Source organism: Maribacter spongiae (genome assembly GCF_047345125.1).
In the GTDB taxonomy this organism is placed as follows: domain Bacteria; phylum Bacteroidota; class Bacteroidia; order Flavobacteriales; family Flavobacteriaceae; genus Maribacter.
In genome coordinates this window covers 42,071-63,240 of the sequence record NZ_JBLFEQ010000011.1, presented here as the reverse complement: position 1 = coordinate 63,240, position 21,170 = coordinate 42,071, and the positions used below count along the sequence as shown (strand labels likewise).

Annotated in this window: 10 protein-coding genes; 5 read left to right on the top strand and 5 right to left on the bottom strand. The window is 42.3% G+C overall.

What is annotated here, in order from left to right:
- Window positions 1-9: 9 nt before the first annotated feature.
- Complete coding sequence (gene pfkA, locus ACKWB9_RS13775; protein WP_414003603.1) at window positions 10-996, bottom strand: 6-phosphofructokinase; 987 nt, start codon at window positions 994-996, stop codon at window positions 10-12.
- 161 nt (window positions 997-1,157) lie between these two features.
- Window positions 1,158-5,588 carry a translocation/assembly module TamB domain-containing protein gene (locus ACKWB9_RS13770; protein ID WP_414003633.1) on the bottom strand — a complete coding sequence of 1,477 codons (4,431 nt, stop codon included), beginning with the start codon at window positions 5,586-5,588 and terminating at the stop codon, window positions 1,158-1,160.
- A 50-nt stretch (window positions 5,589-5,638) separates the two neighbouring features.
- On the opposite strand from ACKWB9_RS13770, the gene tsaD reads away from it, so the two are divergent.
- Both tsaD and ACKWB9_RS13760 read left to right on the top strand, forming a co-directional pair.
- Entirely contained in the window at window positions 5,639-6,703 is a 1,065-nt protein-coding gene (tsaD, locus tag ACKWB9_RS13765; protein WP_414003602.1) for a tRNA (adenosine(37)-N6)-threonylcarbamoyltransferase complex transferase subunit TsaD, read from the top strand.
- 16 nt (window positions 6,704-6,719) lie between these two features.
- A complete protein-coding gene (locus ACKWB9_RS13760; protein ID WP_414003601.1) occupies window positions 6,720-7,427 on the top strand; it encodes a 16S rRNA (uracil(1498)-N(3))-methyltransferase in 708 nt (235 codons plus the stop codon).
- A gap of 2 nt (window positions 7,428-7,429) precedes the next feature.
- Here the strand turns inward: ACKWB9_RS13760 and ACKWB9_RS13755 are convergent, their stop codons facing one another.
- The gene (locus tag ACKWB9_RS13755; protein WP_414003600.1) at window positions 7,430-8,200 is read right to left on the bottom strand and encodes a DUF1223 domain-containing protein; all 771 of its coding nucleotides are present in this window, start codon (window positions 8,198-8,200) and stop codon (window positions 7,430-7,432) included.
- A 130-nt stretch (window positions 8,201-8,330) separates the two neighbouring features.
- Between ACKWB9_RS13755 and ACKWB9_RS13750 the strand changes: the two genes are divergently transcribed.
- The 3 genes from ACKWB9_RS13750 to ACKWB9_RS13740 are packed head-to-tail and all read left to right on the top strand — an operon-like array spanning window position 8,331 to window position 11,275.
- Window positions 8,331-8,981, top strand: coding sequence for a DUF4159 domain-containing protein (locus ACKWB9_RS13750; RefSeq protein WP_414003599.1), 651 nt, complete (start codon window positions 8,331-8,333; stop codon window positions 8,979-8,981).
- 3 nt (window positions 8,982-8,984) lie between these two features.
- Window positions 8,985-10,085 (top strand): AI-2E family transporter, encoded by a 1,101-nt coding sequence (locus ACKWB9_RS13745; protein ID WP_414003598.1) that lies wholly within the window; start codon window positions 8,985-8,987, stop codon window positions 10,083-10,085.
- 8 nt (window positions 10,086-10,093) lie between these two features.
- Window positions 10,094-11,275, top strand: coding sequence for a THUMP-like domain-containing protein (locus tag ACKWB9_RS13740; protein ID WP_414003597.1), 1,182 nt, complete (start codon window positions 10,094-10,096; stop codon window positions 11,273-11,275).
- Window positions 11,276-11,308: 33 nt separating this feature from the next.
- Here ACKWB9_RS13740 and ACKWB9_RS13735 read toward each other — a convergent pair whose 3' ends face one another.
- The gene (locus ACKWB9_RS13735) at window positions 11,309-12,037 is read right to left on the bottom strand and encodes a carboxylesterase family protein (protein WP_414003596.1); all 729 of its coding nucleotides are present in this window, start codon (window positions 12,035-12,037) and stop codon (window positions 11,309-11,311) included.
- 370 nt (window positions 12,038-12,407) lie between these two features.
- Window positions 12,408-21,092, bottom strand: coding sequence for a T9SS type B sorting domain-containing protein (locus ACKWB9_RS13730; protein ID WP_414003595.1), 8,685 nt, complete (start codon window positions 21,090-21,092; stop codon window positions 12,408-12,410).
- Window positions 21,093-21,170 lie beyond the last annotated feature (78 nt).

Genomic DNA, 21,170 nt, shown 5'->3' with positions numbered 1-21,170 from the left:
CGATTAAAATTATGTTGTCATTATTTCAGAAACCCGAATGAGTTCCTTGTCTATTTTTGTGTGGCCTTTTATGGCCTTATCTATAGGTGTTAAGATAAGTTTGTTGTCCAGGACACCTACCATAAGATTGGTTTTGCCTTCGCATAAAGCTTCCACGGCCCTGACTCCCATTCTACTGGCCAAAACACGATCGTAACAAGATGGGGCGCCTCCTCTCTGCATATGTCCCAAAACAGATACACGAACATCATAAATAGGCAAATGTTCCTCTACGTATTCCTTTAGCTCAAAAACATTTTTACCCGACTTATCCCCCTCGGCCACGATAACGATACTTGAGGATTTTCCCGATTCCTTGCTTCGTTTCAAAGATTCCAGCAATCTGTCCAGACCAAGATTTTCCTCTGGAATCAATATCTCCTCCGCTCCAGCTCCAACACCTGCATTCAAGGCAATATGCCCAACATCCCTACCCATTACTTCTACAAAGAACAATCGGTTATGTGAACTGGCGGTATCCCTTATTTTATCTATGGCCTCTACCACTGTATTCAGGGCAGTGTCAAAACCAAGGGTAAAGGTAGTGCCGAAGATATCATTATCTATGGTGCCCGGTATTCCGATTACGGGAAAGTCATATTCCTGATTAAAAATCATTGCCCCGGTAAAACTACCGTCACCTCCAATTACTACAAAAGCCTCTATTCCCTGGGCGAGCAATTGTTCGTGGGCACGTTTTCTTCCCTCGGGAGTCTTAAAGTCCTCACAGCGTGCGGATTTTAAAATGGTACCTCCTTTATTGATAATATTATTTACGCTACGCGCGTCCATCGGCTTAAAATCACCTTCGATCATTCCCTGATATCCCCTATAGACCGCTACACAATCTATATCCATAAAAGCACAGGTCCTAACTACGGAACGTATGGCGGCATTCATTCCAGGAGAATCGCCCCCGGAAGTGAGCACTGCTATTTTCTTAATTTCTGAAGACATGAAAAAATTTAAGCCAACGAAATTACTAAAACTTATGGCAATAAAGAAACCAACTGTGCTTGCAATTCCATGAAAAACCAAGAAAAAGCCCGTGTTGTTACATTTTATTCAAAATTTAACCAAAACCTATGGTTTAATAACATAAAGTACCGAATCCAAAACTATTTAATCGACTTTGGCTTGGAATAAAAACGAAGTAAACTGTCCTTGCCCATAACGGATTCCGGAACAGTAGCATCCTCTGGCCGTACATTTTTTCGGGTTTCTTTTTTCTTACCCAAAATTTTTCTGAAAAGCTCTTTAAAACTATTAAAATCCACCTCGTACGAAAGGCCCGCTCCTTGTGTGGATCCCTGTTGATCGGGAAGAAAGGCCTGAATCTCACTTTGGCGACTAAAAAACTTGGCACTGAGCGTACCCTCTTCGTTCAGCAATACCTGAATTTCAAAGTCTCCCGCCACCAATGTTTCACTGGACGCCCCTACCGGAACCCCTACCTTTCCATTTAGAAGCACACGGTCACTTATCTGGGTAGACACCGTAACCCCGATACGGTCATCCGTCTCAATATCCGCATTACGATCTAGGGTTCCCTGTTCATAGGATAATCCAAAATTGAACTTATCATTGCCCCCACCCAAAATGGAATTTAAAATACCCGAGGCGCTCTGTACCAAATTACCCGTTATCGCCTGTTGGTTTATACCGCTTTGATCGTTTACAAAAGTACCTTGGGCCAACAGGAAAATAGCATTTTTCTCCTCTACCGTAGGATCTTGAAGCCGATATTCCAGTTCCGATTGTACAATGGAATTGGTCCTGGGAAAATCTATCCCGAATTCAATATCCGGACTTTGAAGCTCGCCCGTAAGCTTAATAATAACGTCTGTAGGTATTCTTCGGGTAAATGCCTGGTTATCCAAAAGTGGCGCAGGATTTGCGTTCAAAGAATAAACGGCTTCCATGTTCAAATCGGCTTCCAGGGGTTTTTGATCCCAATTAATGGTACCTCCTGATTTTACAGTAAACTTTCTATCTATTATCCCTCCGAACTTATAATTGAACTCCCCGGTGACCACAACAAAATCCCCGTACATCTCAAACTTGCCATTGGTATTGATCTGAATCAATAAAATACCTTCTCCCGTACCCTTAAGGGAACTTCCCGTTCTGGTATCCGTAACGATCTCGACTTCGGCATCTGGTGTAACGTCCAGGTTAAATTCCAATTCCAATCCCTGATAGTCCTGTAATTGCCTTTGTTCCTCTATGGTCCTTAAATCGTTCTTTTCCACAAAATTAATAAAGGAATAATCCCCAATACTCGCTACATCGCTCAATGGAATTTTTAATGATGTGCCTTTGGCCGTTTCCCCGTCCACATCTATATTCAGTGCCGTCGTAGGTCCATAAATACGTCCGGTACCGTTCAGGTAACCCGTACCGTAGTACAGGTCACCTTCCTTAAATTCAGTGTTCAGTATTAAAAAACGGTCGTTATTGGTATCCACATCCAAGTTCAAGACCCAATTATCAAAATAGCTATGCGTAATGGTACCATCCAGTGTTGCATGCGTATTTTTGTCCACATCGGTTAAAGCGATATTCTGAAAATCGAACTTTTGTTTAGAGAGCAGGACCCGGGATCGCGGTGCAAAACTATAGTCCACGTTTAGATAGGGAATGGCTATCCCGGCATTGTCCAAAGTGACCAGACCATCAAAATTAGGATTGTCAACCCTTCCGGTAATCAATACCCGACCGTCCATTTCTCCTCGAATCCTGTCTATTGTCCCCTCTCCCAACGGACTAAAAGGCGCCAACTTAAAATTATTGAAATTAGCGATCAGATTGGCTACGGGTATATCACCCTTGTTCTCGACTTTACCCACTACCCCAAATCTTTCCAAACCGTTATCCGTGAGTTGGGAGTTTACCTGAAATTCCGTTAAATCCCTATTTCCTACTATACTAATGGCCAAATCGCCCAATCCTACATCATTTACTCCAAAACCGCCGATATTTAAATTGGAGGACGGTAAATAAATCCCATCTTTTTGAAGAATATTCAATGTCCCGTTCACCTCGCCTTGTAGTTTAAGACTATCTATTACCGGTGTTATTTTATTCAAAGAGACGATCTTAAACTGTAATTGCAGGTCTTTATAGGTAGAGTCCGCCAATTGGCCCTTTAAACGAATTTGTTCTCGTTCCTCATTGTTCATTACAATTTCCTGAATGGTAATACTATCCAAAGAGCGGTTCAAAATCACCTTGTTCTTGGTATCCCCATCTTTGTTCAAGATCCATTTATTGCCCTTAAAATTGATATCCGAAGTTTTAAGACCGATAACGGACTTGTTCTCCTTGTTGAACGTATGATAAAAATTAAGGTTGTAACTATCGTTCAGTTCACTCCCGCCCTTAAATTCCGATCTAAAAAACAATGTATCCTTAAGCGTGGTATTGATCAAACTAAAATCTTTCAGGTTATAGTAGGGCGTATTGAGGTCCCCGACCGAAACAAAGGTGTTGAACAACGGATTCTTATTGTCGATCTTCACTTCGATATTATCCGCCTCATTGCCATAGGCAACGATACTGGGCGATTCAAAATTTAGTTTAAAATCGCCTTTATCCGCAACGATCTTACCTTTAATAAAGGTATTCGGATCAAATTTGATTTCGTGGAAAAAGACATCCACTATTTTGTTATAGATCTTAAAATTAAAGGATAGGTCCTGTCCTTTGGAAATCTCAAAAGGGCGGTAGTTGGTGTAAATGCTGCCCAACGAATTTTGCAGCAATTTTCCCAGTTCCCTTACCTTGAAATTCCCTTTCATAAACCCTGTAATGATGTCCGGGGAATTAATGTTTATGGTTCTTACGGAATTATTTTCAAAATTGGAGGAAACCGTAAAATCATCAAAATAATAGGTGTCGTTAATGTTTTGATAATTGGTCTTTGTAAAACTGATGTCCCCGACAATATTATCCAATGTGGTTCCATTGATATCCATACTTACGTTTCCCTTGAAAATGGAAATACTGTCATTTATAAAATTCAATTCCTTAAAATCAGCATAGGCCACCGAGGCCACAAAATTGAAATTGTTCCGCTCTTCCGCAAAGTCTGCCAGCCCTTTAAAGTTAAACTGTATATTTTCATCGTTGCTGATCAATGAACCATCGAACAATTGTTCTTTTAAGATACCGGACACCTTTAGGTCCTTATAGCTGTAACCATTGAATTCAATCGTATAGATCTGACCAATAACTTCGGTATTTAATTTGTCCTTAACAAAGCCCTGGCCTTCCACATTAAAATCAAGGGTAGTTTTCCCTAGGCTTTTCCGTTCCACAAAATCTCCCAGGTCAAAATCTATAAGGGATATGAACCCTTTGTAAGAAGCTTCGTCTATATCGTTAAAATCGGTCAGGACAATATCTGTATAACTACTTCCAATAGCCGTATTAATATTTACCTTGGCATCTATGGACGAATCCGTTATCAATGTATTTCCCCTTATGGTGAACTGGCCTAACTTACTAAATATTGAGGGCAAGGATTTTCCAATTAGATTGGGCAATAATGCATTCAATTGATAGTAACTACTGGTCACATTTTTCATTCTGGCATCCAGAATAAAGGGTTTTTGCGTATTGAAAAGGTTCTTAAAATTAAAATCCCCCCTGATGCCGGTATTGTCCGAAAGCAGAAAAAGATCTTCGGTACTCAAATCATTGAGAACACCGTTGATATGGGTCGAAAAAGTGGCGATCTTGCCCGTTCCAAATTCATCGTACACCAAATTGATTTCATCCAAGGCAACGGTAGATTCCGTAAAATTGGCCACGACCTTCACTTTGTTCAAAAAGTCCGCAAAGTCCGCTCGGTCATAATTGAACAATAGATTCCCCTCTAAATTGGACATGGGGGTCTTAAGGTTCAGGGAATCAAAACGCATCTGTTGTTTGGTGTACTTGAAATCCGTATTCAAGTTTTCCACCTTGATCCCCCTTCTGCTCATAAAGGACATTCCTTCAATACCCGTTGAAACATCCGGGCCCAAAATTTGAAAATCCGCTGCTTCAATATTCAAATTATTAAAATGGAGTATTTCAGGGGTTTCCAAATTATCATCTATATACTGAAACGTACTTTCTTTAATTTCTACAGAGGATGAGGATAGGAAAAACGGTGGGGTACCTGGTGCCCTGGGTTTGCCATCGTCCAACTTGTCTATAAAAACGTCCAAATTGGTATCCCTTACACCTTGATAATTTCTGAGCTTAAAATTTAATTTATTAACGCCAATATCCCCAAATTCCAACCGGCCTTGGGCCAAGTTTCCCGCACTTAGAATAGAAGTTTTAAGTTCGTCTATATAAAAAAGCGTATCCTTTTTATAATCTTCTACGTATATACCTTTTAATGCGGTATCCCATGAAATTAGGGAGACCCTTAATTTGTTAATGTTGATATTGGTGCCAAATTCCTTATTGATGGTATTGGTCGCATACCGGGCCAGTTGTGTCTGTACATAGGGAAGCGATAAAACAAGGGTCCCTAAAACACATATCAGTAAAATGACCAGAACGATCCTGAGCAGTATTTTCCTTAATTTTCTGATAGGGCTTTATGTTTTACCTTTGTATTTCAATTTTTATTCCAAACACCTTGGAAAAAGAAACTATTTACATCTTAGCTATTGAATCGTCCTGTGACGACACTTCTGCCGCTGTGCTCAAAAACGATATCGTGCTGAGCAATGTGGTGGCCAGTCAAAAAATTCACGAGGAATATGGAGGTGTTGTACCGGAATTGGCATCCCGTGCACATCAGCAAAATATTGTTCCCGTGGTAAATCAGGCTTTGGCTAAGGCAAATATCGATAAAAAACAGTTATCCGCCATAGCATTTACACGTGGTCCAGGTTTAATGGGTTCGCTTTTGGTGGGTACTTCATTTGCAAAATCCTTAGCGTTGGGTCTGGATATTCCCCTGATCGAGGTAAACCACATGCAAGCCCATATTTTGGCACATTTTATAACCGATGAAACCATGACCAGGCCCGGCTTTCCGTTTTTGGCATTGACCATTAGTGGTGGGCATACCCAAATCGTGAAAGTGACGGATTATTTTGAAATGGAAATCTTAGGGCAAACCCTGGATGATGCCGTGGGAGAGGCATTTGACAAAAGTGCAAAAATATTGGGGCTGCCCTATCCCGGAGGACCCTTAATAGATAAATATGCCAAAATAGGCGATCCCTTACGTTTTGAGTTCCCCAAGCCTAAAATGAAAGAACTGGATTTTAGTTTTAGCGGCTTAAAAACGAGTATCCTCTATTTTATACAGAAGCAGACAAAAGAGAACCCCGATTTTATTGAAGAAAACCTAGAGGATATTTGTGCTTCTATCCAATATACCATTGTAAATATTTTGATGGATAAGATCAAAAAAGCGGTCAAGATTACCGGTATAAAAGAAGTGGCTATAGGAGGAGGCGTTTCGGCCAACTCGGGCATTAGAAATGCCATGCAGGAAGCCAGTAAAACATTAGGTTGGAACGTATATATACCTAAGTTTGAATACTGTACGGACAATGCCGGCATGATAGGTATCGTGGGCTACTTAAAATTCAAAAAAGAAGATTTCACCGGGCAGGATATTACAGCCAAGGCCAGGTATGTCATTCCTTAGTTTTTAAACTTTTTCTATGCAACTTTTTTACAGCCCACAAATCAAGGACACGGATACTACTTTTACATTTGATCGTGACGAGAGCAAACATATTATAAAAGTATTGCGAAAACGTTCCGGGGACGATTTATGGGTCACCAACGGAAAAGGGATATTGGTGCAAGGCAAGATTACGGATGAAAGCCCAAAAAGTTGTTCGGTCCAAATTGTTTCCGTTACCAAAAAGCATCCGGACAACCATCATTTACACATGGCCGTGGCCCCCACCAAGAGCAATGATCGCTTTGAATGGTTTTTGGAAAAAGCAACGGAAATAGGCATTCATGAAATAACGCCCATTATATGCGAAAGGTCTGAACGGAAAACGATAAAATTAGAGCGTATGGAAAGAATAGTACAGTCCGCTATGAAACAATCTTTTCAGACCTTTCTCCCCAAGGTAAATAAAGCGATAACCTTAAAAGATTTTCTTCAAAACCAAGATCAGGGACTCTTTTTTATGGCCCATTGCGATTCTTCCCAACGATTTGAATTAAAGAAAAGCATATTGCCCAATAAACCCATCACCATTTTAATTGGACCGGAGGGCGATTTTTCCGAAAAGGAAATAAAGGCAGGCCATCAGACCGGTTATATACCGGTATCTATGGGGGACAATAGACTCCGGACTGAAACTGCGGCTATAGTAGCCTGCCATACCGTAGCTTTGATCAATACCATCTAATGCTACAAATCTACTTTTGCGGCTCCCGTAACTTCCAAATCAGTGCTTTGGGAAATTAGCATTAAAGAAATCTTTTCATTATCAGAGACAATAGGTGGAATTTCTATAGAACCTCTTCCATTGTTGGTAACAGTCTTCAAATACTTCTCCGCAACTACGATATTCGAATTCCTTAATATTCTATTCCTGTTCTCACCACGCTTAACAGATGTTGTTCTCTCATTTAAGACAAGTACCGCCCTTAATTCCTTATCCGCGATATCGCCACTTATTTCATAATTAAAATTTACTTTTCCCCTAATCTTATCACCTGTTAACGTTATCCTATTTTTGTTATCCAGAAGATTGTATTGTTTTAACTTACTTAAAACTTTAGCTCTGTGTGATCCGACCAAATGCTCTTTTCCATTAATTACCAGTTGCGGCGTATAGTTGCTCCTGTTTCTAAATTTTAGGTTGTAGTTCCTTTGTTTAACGGTATATGCCGGATTGCTAAATGGGTCTTTCCACCCAATATAGTTCCAATAATCTACATGGTAGGACAACGCCAAAACGTTTTCGGGATTTTTCTTCTTTAACTCCTCCAATAGCACATCGGCCGGAGGGCAACTGGAACATCCCTGGGAAGTAAAGAGCTCTAAGACAATGGTTCCGTTTTTGGTTTCACCCAGTACGTCCACAGCAGGTACTGTCTCCTTGCCATTTTGAAACTCCTTAAATGCCATAAGGCAAAGTACAAGGCCGAGCAAGGCCGGGATTATAATTTTTTTCATAGGTTTATTTTTAATTGAACAAAAGCAAATAGATCAAGAAAGCACATCGGCATTGCGCCATATAAAAATTTATTGTCATTTCTTTCATCTTGATATTATGTACATTTGATATTGAATTATTCGCAGTTGCATGAAACAACTTACAGTACTATTCCCACTTTGTGTTTTTTTTATGATTACCATGGGTAATGGGCAAGAAATCGCTATTTTAAAATATCAAGGAGGTGGTGATTGGTATTCCAATCCTACCGCGGTACCAAATTTGATCCGGTTTTGCAATACCAATGTCAACACTAATTTGAAGGTTAAGCCAAAAACAGTGGAAGCAGGTAGCTCTCTATTGTTCCAATATCCATTCCTGTACATGACCGGCCATGGAAACGTAGTTTTCTCACCAGATGAATTAAAAAATCTAAAAACTTATTTACGGTCTGGCGGATTCTTACATATTGATGATAATTATGGGATGAAGCCCTATATCATTAGAGAAATAACCAAACTATTTCCTAATAAAAATTTGAAGGAACTAGCTATTGACCATCCTATTTTTTCAACGGTCTATGATTTTCCAGAAGGACTCCCTAAAATACATGAACATGATGGTAAAAGACCACAGGCCATGGGCTTGTTCCATGAAAACAGATTGGTTCTTTTACTTACTTTGGAAAGTGATCTAGGCGATGGCTGGGAAGACCCTACAGTTCATAACGATCCGGAGGAAATTCGGCAAAGGGCATTAAAAATGGGTGCCAATATTGTTTCCTATGTTTTTAAAAATTGATTTATGACATCCAAAATTATATCCAAAGGTATTTTAAGGGCGATCGGTATTGTTATCGGCATTGTACTATTGTTATATTTTTTATACTTGATTCGCTCCGTACTGGCCTACCTGACCTTTGCAGCGGTTATCGCATTAATTGGCAGGCCCATCGTTTTATTCCTAAGAAGGAAATTAAAACTACCGAATATACTGGCCGTAATATTGACCATGGTCTTAATGGTAGGTTTGCTCGCAGGGATAATCGCTCTGTTCATTCCCCTGATCTCGGAGCAAGGAAAGAATTTATCCCTATTGAATATTAATGAACTGCAGGACAACGTCAACACCTTATACGCCCAGATAATGGATTATCTGGGGCTATCAGACCAGGTCGTCGAAAACGTCATTGAAGGTTCGGAAATAGAAAAAAATATCCTACAGGGCCTGGACCTTGGCTTTATTCCGGATTTTTTAAATTCATTTTTGGACGTTTTGAGCTCAGCAAGTATCGGTCTCTTTTCCGTATTGTTCATTTCTTTCTTCTTTTTAAAGGACAGTAAACTTTTTCAAAATGGGTTATTGACCTTTGTTCCGCGAACAAAGGAAAAGGGAACAATGAACTCCATTGAAAAAATCAATACGTTGCTATCGCGTTATTTCGTGGGGCTATTGCTGCAGATTTTTATCCTATTCGTTATCTACACGATCGTACTTTTGATCATAGGTATAGAAAATGCCATAGTTATCGCCTTTCTCTGTGCGTTATTCAATATTATTCCATATGTTGGCCCCATTATAGGGGGCGTGCTTATGATAACGCTCACCATGACCAGTAACCTCGGTTCGGATTTTAGTTCAATTATTCTGCCAAAGGCAGGTTATGTATTGATCGGTCTGGCCATTGGGCAATTAGTGGACAATTTTTTCTCGCAACCCTTTATTTTTTCCAATAGTGTAAAGTCCCATCCATTGGAAATATTTTTGGTCATCATCATCGCTGGCCTTTTGTTCGGTGTTGTGGGCATGATCGTGGCCGTTCCCGGATATACCGCTATCAAGGTAATTCTAAAGGAATTTCTTGCAGAAAATAAAATTGTGAAATCCCTGACCGAAAACCTTTGACCGGTATCGTGAATACGTATATTCTAAAAAAAGAGGTTCAGGGCTATATTTCCGATAACCTACAGATGGACCCTTTAAAACTACTGTTCAAAAAAACCATTTTCCCCCACATTTTACAGAAGGAACTGGTAGAACAGATAGAATCCAAAGCCAGGAGTAAAAAAAAACTCCCCACTTGGTTTTCGCGGGAAGGTATTTATTACCCCAATAAATTGAATATTTCCCAGACATCGTCCGAAACGACTGCGGAATATAAATCCAAACTTGTTAATGGAGAAACGCTTGCCGATCTTACGGGAGGTTTTGGCGTAGATAGCTATGCATTTAGCAAAAAAGTCAAACGTGTTTTTCATCTCGAAAAGAACGAATCGTTATCGGCTATTGCAAAACACAATTTTTCAATACTCGATGCAAATACAATTGAAACATTTGCAGAAGACGGAATCAAGTTCTTATCCATGGCCGATCAGCACTTTGATTGGTTATATATAGACCCATCAAGAAGGGCAAAAAACAATGAAAAAGTATATTTTTTAGAAGATTGCGAACCTAATGTTATAGAACACTTAGAGCTGTTTTTATCAAAAAGCCCGAATATCCTAATCAAAACGGGACCTTTATTGGATATCTCGACCGGCCTGAAACAACTTAAGCATACACGTGAAATCCATATTGTTGCCCTTAACAATGAGGTCAAGGAAGTTTTATGGATACTGCAAAGAAATTATAAGGATACGGTAGCTTTAAAAACAATCAATATAAAAAAGGAGGCCACAGAAACTTTTGATTTTAAGATGGAAGAGGAAAAAAACGCACAGGTGCATTGTTCCGAACCTTTAACCTACCTTTACGAACCCAATTCAAGTATATTAAAAGCGGGAGCATACCGTTTGATCGGGGAACGGTTCGGACTCAAAAAACTGCATCAACATTCACATCTATATACTTCCAACGAGTTAATTAGTTTTCCAGGAAGAAGGTTCAAAATCGGCACCCTTGGTCCTTATAACAAAAAAACAATGAAATCCATCGGGGTAAAAAAAGCCAATATCACCACTAGAAATTTTCCTTATTCCGTAGCAGCGATCAGAAAGAAAACCAAGCTGACCGATGGCGGTACGCGGTATCTGTTTTTTACCACAAACCTAAAAAAGGAATTAATAGTTCTTAACACGATTAAGGTGGATTAACTATCGATTAAATACTTCGATCAATTGCCAACGTTACTTTACGGAATGTTTTAATCTTTGTGAATTTAGCCATTCATAAAGTTCATCGGTCGCATAGGCTTTGCCCCATGAATTGTGTCCGGTATCAGGATAGCTGGTAAACCTTACTTGATATCCCATTCGCTTTAATTTTTTCACCATGGTCTCCGATTCTGAAAAAGGAATGGATTCATCTTTTTCGCCGTGAAAGACCCAAATAGGCATGCTTTTATTTATCCAGGAAGCATAGGGTAAAGGTGCCATACCACATACGACCGCCAAGGCCGCAAAGGTATCGGGGTATTGTACGGCCATTTCCCAGGCGGCCCCACCTCCCCTGCTCAATCCGGTCAGGTAAATTCGATCAGTAGCTATCCTATTCGTGGATACAACGGAGTCCAGCAATTGTTTTACAGCACGGGTATTCCACCATTTTTTGGGAAAAGGATTTTGTGGGGCCAAAATTAAAAATGGAAAATCCTTACCCTCGGCAATAAGTTTGGGAGGGCCACTACTTTTAAGCGAGTCCAATGCAGTACCGGAATCCCCGCCCCCGTGAAGAAACAATAAAAGCCCAAAGGTCGAATTCTTACTGGTTTCGTAATCTTTGGGGAAATAGAGATAGTATTTTAAATCTTCCCGGACAATGGTCTTTATTTCACTGTCTATCAGATTAATCGGTGGTTGGGAGGCACAACCTTGAAAAATCAGTAGCACCATTCCTATTAAAGCTTTTCCGATCAACCCCTTCCGATTTTTACCCTTATGCCCCATCTACTCGAATCCGTTAGAAAAATAAGCATGAATTTAGGTCATATAAATTGAATAAACCACTATGGATTAGAAATCCATAGTTTTTAACAAAGAATGAAATTCCTTTTAAGCACAATCCATCATTCCGAACGAGATACGAAAAGGAATCCTGTTATGATCAGGATTTCTCGTCGCTCGTTCCTCGTTCCATCGAAATGACTGGATACCCTTCAAAATTTATGGAAACCAAAGTAACTGCAATAAATACCAATAGTAATCAGGAGCAGGGTTTTAACCTTTAAACCAGATAATAAAAAAGGAGCCGGAAATCGGCTCCTTTCAATATATGCTATTCGGTGTTCTATCTATACAACGTAAAATGGCCTACATAACGTTGTTTGCTCTTGTCATTGGCGTTGACCACATACCAATAATCCCCGGTAGGTACTTCTTTTCCTTCATAGGTTCCGTCCCAACCACTTATTTCGTCCAAAACAGCCACTACCCTACCGTAACGGTCATAGATCTTCACTTCAATATTGGGAAAGAACTCTCTATTATTGGGAGACCAGACATCATTTAGATTATCGCCGTCCGGGGTAAAGAAATTAGGAAGCTCCAACATTCCGGTAAATTCAAAAGATACGTTCAGTTCCGCAACACAACCTCTCTGGTCTACGACCCTAACATTTACCGTTCCGCTTTCATTAGTGGTAAAAATGGTTTCCGTACCATAAGACTCCCCGTTAAAGAAATACTCATACCCTCCATAACCGCCTTCGGCCGCAGCGGTCAATTCATTTGGTCCCGTTTTAATGGCGGACAATGTCAATGGGTCATAGGCATCTATGGTAAAATCCACAAAATTGGTACATCCATTTTCATGGTACACATAGACCCTGTGGTCACCGGGCGTTAAATCTCCCCAAGTATATGTTACATCGGCCAGGGCCGTAATGGCGTCGGTTGGATCTATCGGATCCAAGGCGAACATCAAATTGGGCAATAAACTGGTATCCTGCACTTGAACGGTAGCCGTGCTATTGGGGAAAATACCCTCACACCCATATTCCACTATAGGTTCCGCCGTTAGGTCCACACCGATACCAATAGTAAATACTTCCGTATTGGAACAAAGATTGACATCCTGTATATGAATGGCATACGAGGCACCACCTTGCAGGTCCTGAACAACCTGGCCGGTATATGGGGCGAATGTTGCCGTACCCGTTTCATCTACGGGATCTATCATTTCTATTTTATATTCGAAATAAGGTGATGGACTCACCAACGGATCGTTAAACGGTGTACCTCCCATAATATCAAACCTTACGGTACCGTCATTGGCACCGATACATAGTTCCGGGGTGGTCTGAATGTTTACAACCTGTAAAACTTCAGGTTCTGTAACCGTTATAAAGTCTTTTTCAAAACACCCATTTTCATCCTGAATCAGGATTTCATAGGTGCCTGCGGCCAGTTCATCAAAAGTATAAACACCCGGCGTGGACGGATCGCTAAAGAATTCCGTAAAATTCGGTGCTATAGCGAACTGTATCAGACCTATTCCACCGGATTGCACCTCCACCGTAATCGTTCCGTCTTCTTCGCCGTTGCAGGTTACAGGGGTCGGAACGGCATCAAAGACAATGGGTGCAGGTCTAATGATTTCAAACGGGCCTGCTATGTCCATACAAGTAGCACCACTGGTCACTGCAATATAGTAATCCGTTCCCGCGGGCAAGCCCTCAAATGTACCATTTGGCTGTGGGCCCCTGAACAAGGTCGCCGTAGCGGCCGGGTTAAAGGCATCTCCCGGATCACCGTTATACAGGTAAAACAAATCATCTCCAACACCACCGTTGACAAAGGATTCTATCCTACCATCCAGTTCCGATGCACAGGAAATATCATCCGGTAAATTCGGCAACAAGGTAATACCCGTGGCATTGGTCATGGTAATACCATTGGACCTTACGGCCAAACAGGTACTTAAGGCGTTCACCTTTCGCACGTCAAACTGATAGGTAATTCCCTGAACCCCCGGAATTAATTCCGAGGTACCGGTCATTGTTTGGTACGGTCCTACCACCACGCCATTTTCTACCGGTGCATACTCGTAAGTAAACAACGGATCGGGGTTCTCAATGGAAAGGCGCATTTCACCGATTCCTCCACAGCCCGGAACCCTGGTCTGTACCAGTAGCGGTTCTACCGGAGGTGGCGGATCTACGTAATAAGGTGTGGTCACAAAGAGGCAATCAAAACTTGAGGAAACCTCTATAGCATACCATCCGGCGCTTATAAAACCTCCGCTGGCCCCTATAAACGTGGGCGAATTTTGAAGTCCACTGGCCGAAACCACATCGGTGTTATCGTTACTATTTAGATACAATAACCTATAATTGTATCCGGCACCTGCAAAACCACCTGTAGCACCGGGCGTAGCCGTAACGGCATCACCTGTAGTAGGATCATAGGCTTCCAGCACCGCATTGTTCCCATTGGGGCAATCCAGCCCCTGGGGTTCACGAATACCCGCATCGATCTGTGGTACTTCTTCCAGTTCTATATCAAACGTATCGGTACAACCTTCCACATCTCTTATTTCCACTTGGTAAAAACCGAATGCAAGTCCCGTGAATTCACTGTTGTTGGAGAACGGTTCAATTTCAGTAGTATAACTGGTTCCGTTATCGGTACTGAACAAAAGTCGATATTCATAAGGGAAGGAATCCCAACCACCTTGTCCGGTAGCCTCAATTTCACCCGTATTATTAGTACAACCTACATTCCCAACAGGAAGGGCGTTCACCAATAAAGGCCCGTTAGGTGTTCTAATGTTCGTCGCATTACTATCATTGGAACAAAAGGGTGTATCCTGTGAAACCACCTCTACAATTAAATTTCCGCCCGGTAGTCCTGTAATTCTTGCTTGGTCTCCGTTAATATCGGGGAAATTATTGGTATCAAAACTTCCATTGGCCAAAGAAGTGGATTTTGTCAAGTCCGAGACCTCATAAACGTTATAGTCGTAAACTCCCGTATAATCGGTTACTTCAATAAAAAGTTCCCCGTCATCCGTACTAAAACAGCTTACCGGTTTGGCTTCTGTTATTGTAACCACAGGTACTATAGGCTCCGCTACGGTATGCGTAGGTAATGGGTAGGTACAACCGCCAATATTATCCGTAATCTCAAAAAGGTAATCCCCGGAAGCCGGCAAAGGAACATCTGCATAATCATTCCCCGGGGTATTGGTTACCGGGGCTACGGCAGTGGCCGAAACCGTATTTACCGTAAAATTATTCGTACCCGTAACTTGAATACGGACTATTTCATCATCCCTACAGTTCAACGGTGTAACATTAATAATAGCAGGCACCACATCTGTAGGCGGGTTTATGGTGGGTAGATCAAAAGTTGCCTGGCAACCGTTTCCATCTATGGCATATACCGTAATATCCTGTGGTGATCCGTTATCTATTATTTCGAAGGTGTTTCCACTTTGGTAATTGGAAAAACCGGTAATACTATATTGGTATCCCGAACCCAATGTTCCGGGATCGATCACATTTACGGTAATCATGGTAGAACTAAATCTGTTGGCACCCGGTTCACAGGTAAAATCCGGAGCGGAAGCTGAAATAGAAAATGCCGCAGGTTCAACAATGGTAACGTCCACCTCATCCGTACAACCTTTATTGGTGACCACTTGTGCAATATATGGCCCTTGCGCCAGGTTATTAAACGACCCTGATGTATTCGTGACTATCGGCGTCGGAGACGGTGGCAAAGGCAATGTACCGGTATATAGGTTATAGGCCAAGATACCATCCACATCCGTACCGGGCGATAATGTAAGATTAATGCTGCCATCATTGGTTCCATTACAACTTATATCACTCTTTCCATCATCCACGATAAGGGGAACGGTCGGAACGGTGCTTATAATATTATCTATTAAAAATGTACAGTTATTGGTGCCATCGGTTACCTGATTATCGGTCACCAATACCTGATATACCCCGGCAGCTATTCCATTGAAAATTCCTGTAGCATTGTTGGCAATCGCAGTTCCTATGTTATCCTGAAGTTCAAAATCAAAATCGCCACTACCTCCATTGGCCGTAACGGTAATGGTACCGTCCGCATCTGTACAATTAGGCTCAGTGGTAAATCCTCCCGAAGCGGATAACACTTGAAACACCTCGGGTTCCGAAAAGCCCGTACAACCGTTGGCATCGATTACGTCCACACGGTAAACACCTATATTGTTAACGGTAAATGTTGTTTCCCAACGATTATCGACCGCATCAAAAACACCAAACTGACTTACCCCTCCCAGTGTAAAATTAGGGGTATTGATATTGGCCGGTATATGAACCTCAATGGTAAACGTTGCCGCGGTTACATCACACTGGTTACTTACATCATACGTTGGTGGCGGCAATGGCGGGTCTTCTGTTATTACCGCTGCTGAAATCCGATAGGCACAATTTCTGGAATCCCTTACCCATATATCATAATCGGTTCCGGGTGCAGGCGACCCCGGTAAGGTAATCGTAGAAGCGTCCGTAAAATCATCGGAAGTATCTCCAGGGGTCAATGTGCCATCCTCGTCTACCGGTGTTCCGGCAGGTACATAGGCATATTGGTAAGGGCTGCCCACTACAAAAGGTGTGCCTCCACTTCCGCGGACCGTTAGTTGCCCATCGGCATTACAATTGGCATTTATATTTTCTATAATATCCACCCTTGGGGCATCCAAAACCGCATTTGCCCGAGCACCGTCCGAACAGGTCGTTCCATTGTCATAGACCAAAATACTGTAAGCTCCCTCGGGTACCTGATAAGATCCCGTGGTGTTCGTTGTTGTTTCCGTTGTAAATACCGCTCCCGTATCCGTATTTCTAATCACGATGTCCAATAAACCCGTAGAACCTGTAACGGTATAGTCCAGATTTACTAAATTTCCCGGAATACAAGTAGCGTTGTCTATAGCCAAGGAAACATCTAAAACAGAGGGGCCCTGTGGTACTTCTATTACTTCCTCATAGCTACAACCCGTTGCGGTATCAACTACTTCAACGGTAAATGTCTGCCCAAACTGAATGTTGCTAAAACAATGGTTCCTTACTGGTGTTGGAGGTGTTCCTCCCAGGGAAATATAGGTATATGGTGGTGTGGAACCATCTACTAAACGGATGTCAAAAGGCCCTGTTCCGCCCACAATATCCACACAATAGGTAAATCCTCCCGGAGAACAAGTAGGGGGCAATGTTGTATTATCCGGCACTATATCCACTGTTGCACTACCAACGGTAACGGTATCCAGATCGCTACAACCTCTGGAATCCAATGTAATTATTTGGTAATCTCCGGGAATTATATTTGCATCAAAAATATCCAAAGGATATGTTGTAGCTCCGGTCGTAACGGTTCTTGTAATTTCATTTCCGAATAAATCCTCTATGATATAGATATATTCCGGAATACCGTCCGCTATGCTTGTAATTCGTATTCCCCCGGATACTACGCCCGCACTACATGTCGCATCCAAAGGAGCTACGGTAGCATTCGGGGCGGCATTGGGATCCGGACTCACCACTACATCCACGATTCCGGGTATTAAACACCCTCGGCTATCTTTGACCAAATACTCGTACGTTCCGGCCGATAATCCAGAATAAACGGTCTGGGACGAATAAGTAAAAGCTCCATCGTCACCTACGCTATAGGTTAAACTTCCATCGGGGCCAAACTTAATTTCAAATGGTGGAATACCTCCGGTAGCATCCGGTATTATTTCTATAAACCCACTATTGGCATCTCCACAACCGGGACCTGTAACTGTATGCACGGCTACAATATTGGTAGGCTCATCAAAGGTAATAGGTTCGGAAACATCGGTACATCCGTTGTTATCCGTTACGGATACCGTATAATCCCCATGTTCCCCAAATGGTATCGTGTAATTGAAGGGATCGGAAGGAACCGGTATTCCGGTAAACCCAGGCACGGCAACACCGTCCTTAAAAATGGTATAGGAGGTAGCTACCAAATTACCGATACTACCCCCGGAAATATCAACCTCCATAGTACCGTTCCCGGCACAGGGTATTTCATCAATAATATCCAATGTAACGTTTAATTGGGGAGGTACGGTAATAGAAATCTGATCGTTACAATTATTATCGTCCTCAACTTCAATAATATAGGTTCCCGGAACCAAGTTGTTAAACGTAGGACTCGCTTGAAAAGCACCGTTATTTATTCGATATTCATGGCCTGGTCCACCTCCTGATGAGGAAACGGTAACAGATCCATTATTTGTTGGGGTATAGCAAAGGTCGGCACTGGCAATTGAAATGGTCGGGGGTATTCTTTCTTCCAAATCAAATGTGAAAGTATCCGTACAGCCTTCGGAATCTTCAACGGTAAGTGTGTATACATCTGTTGGGTTTAGCGGATCACTGGTTTCCGTAAGGTTTCCAAAAAAGCGACCCGATTTAGGCCCTATGGTCAAACCGGAAGGGAATTCCAAGGTGTATCGGTATCCGCCCCAACCGCCACTGGCGTTGGCCACTACCCGGCCAATATTATTGTTGTCGCAACTCATGGGGGTTACCGTACTTCCGCTCAAATCCAAGACCGGAGCTTCCTGAATATCAAAAGAGGCAGTGTCCGTACAACCTGTATCGACATCGGTTACGATAATGGTATAGGTGCCGTCCCCTGAGAGTGGTAAATCCACCTCAGTATTGTTTTGTGGACCGCCCGTAAACAATCCACCATTGATCTCATAGGTATAATTATTGGCAAAACCGTCTATAATAAAGGTTCCCGTACCGTCCGTAGCACCATTACATACCCGCAGATCACCTCCCGATTTTACCCTTGCCCGAATAGAACTGATTATCGCCGGACTAAATCCTTCGGTATAGGTACAGTTATTGGCGTCGGTAATCTGAAATATATAGGATTGAGAGGTACTCAACCCAATAAAAGTATCGCTACCTCCGTTGTCTATGACCACCGGACTGATTACGGAATAGTTTACGATAGCGGCATTGCTGGTCGGGGTCAATTGCACATCCGAGGTGCCAGCAGCACAATTCACATTGCTCTGGGCAAAGTCCAGATCGGTCGGTGGATCAACATCGATTATATCAATGGGGGCCAATGATAAGCGGCAGCCACCACCATCCCTAATAATAGGGGTGTACGTACCTGCAGGTAGGTTTGGATAACTCGTAACCGTACTAAAATTTACTCCATCTATACTGAAAACATAGCCACTTCCCAAACCTCCCGAAAAAGGCCCCGTAAAATCTATTTGTCCGCCATTTGTTCCACCACTACCATCACAGGTTACATCCGAAACCTTACCGGCGGAACCCGTTATGCTTCCAACGTTACTTACCGTAACGTCCGGTAAATCTACGGTACATTCAAAACCTCCTTGTTGGTAGCGCACTTCGATCTCATCGTATAACGTTCCCGCAGGTGCGGCCGTAACGGATATTTGAGGGGTGTTCACCCAAGGATCTCCGGAATTCACCCGGTAGGAAAGATTATATCCCCTTGCATCGATTACGGTAAATTCTATTTGGGCCCCACCATTACTACATGTACCGTCCACGCCTGTAACGGTAATGTCCGGAGGTAATAATTCCTCCACATTGGAAGAAGCCGTTATGGTACAACCGTTACTATCGGTAATAACAAAATCATAGGTTCCGGAAGAAGTTACGGTATGTGTCGTAGTTCCCGTATTGGTAGCGGAATCCCCAAATGCGGGCTGTGCCCCTCCCCCATTCACCGTATAGGTATATGGAGCGGAGCCACCATTGGCGTTCAAGGTAATATCCACACTTGAAATTGTAGCACATCCAAAACTGCTGTTCACCTCCGTGGAAGCATCCAATGCGTTCAATCCGGCCCCGATCACAATAGGGTTGCCCGATGTGTCCAGATTTTGCCTTGGGGGATCTATACCGTTCAGGGGATCTCCCGTACATTGTTGTGTCTCTACCTGAACCGTATATGTACCAAAACCTACTGCGGAAAATGTATAGGGATTATCCGGTATAAATGCGGTAAATTCCTGTGCTACTCCACTGGAATTCAACAGGGTATATTTAAACGGACCCGGCACATTATTGGCCGTAACGGTAATACTACCCGTATCCCCGCTACATTGTGCATCTATAAAAGTGGCCTCGATATCAATATCCAATTGATCAATGACTATGGGTTCATAGGGATACTCACAGGTATTGGGCGTATTTCTGAGTCTGGCCTTTACGTTATAAGTACCGGGACCCAAACTTGAAAATATAGGGCCCTGCCATGGTCCAAAACCACTGCCATCATCCAGACTAAATTCATAGGCACTCGAAAGGTTGGTAATTTGGATACGTCCCGGAACTCCACAGACATTATCCTGTTTTACATAGGTCTGTGTAATGGTGCTTTTCTTGACCTTGAAATAATAAATTTGCCCGTCTGCCACTACCCTATATTCCGCACCCGTAGTAGCGGGAATACTACTGGCATCCAATGAAAAAGTCTGGCCCGTGGCCACCTGACTGTAACAAGAACCTGTATTTGGGCAGTCCTCATTGATATCGGGGCTACAGGAACCGCCTAAAATCTGCCAGGAGACAGAGCCGTAGGGGCCGCCCGAAAGGCTTATGGCCCTGTCATCAGAATCCCCACACAAGTTAAAACGGGCCACCGTAAATCCCTGAACGCTACACCCCACCTCTTCATCTGCCCCTTGAATAATGGTCATGAACATAGGGGCCGCTAAAACCTTAATCTTTGATTCTTTGGATTTTGTAAACCTTGAAAAACCTTTTGGATCTTTGGATGTTGGGGTGTTTTTAGAAATGGTATTTTCCACCACCTTTTCCATGACGAGGGCAACTTCGTCAAACAGAACGCGAACCTTGGAATTCGCTATTGCTGTAGAACCGACCACCGATAAAGTTATCAGTAACAGGGTATACAGCGTATACCGCAGTTTTTTTGGGAGCATAGGTTAAGTAGTGTTTTTGCAAGAATAGTAGAGATTTGGGGTCTTTAATATCCTCTAGCGTAATTGTTTAAACTTATA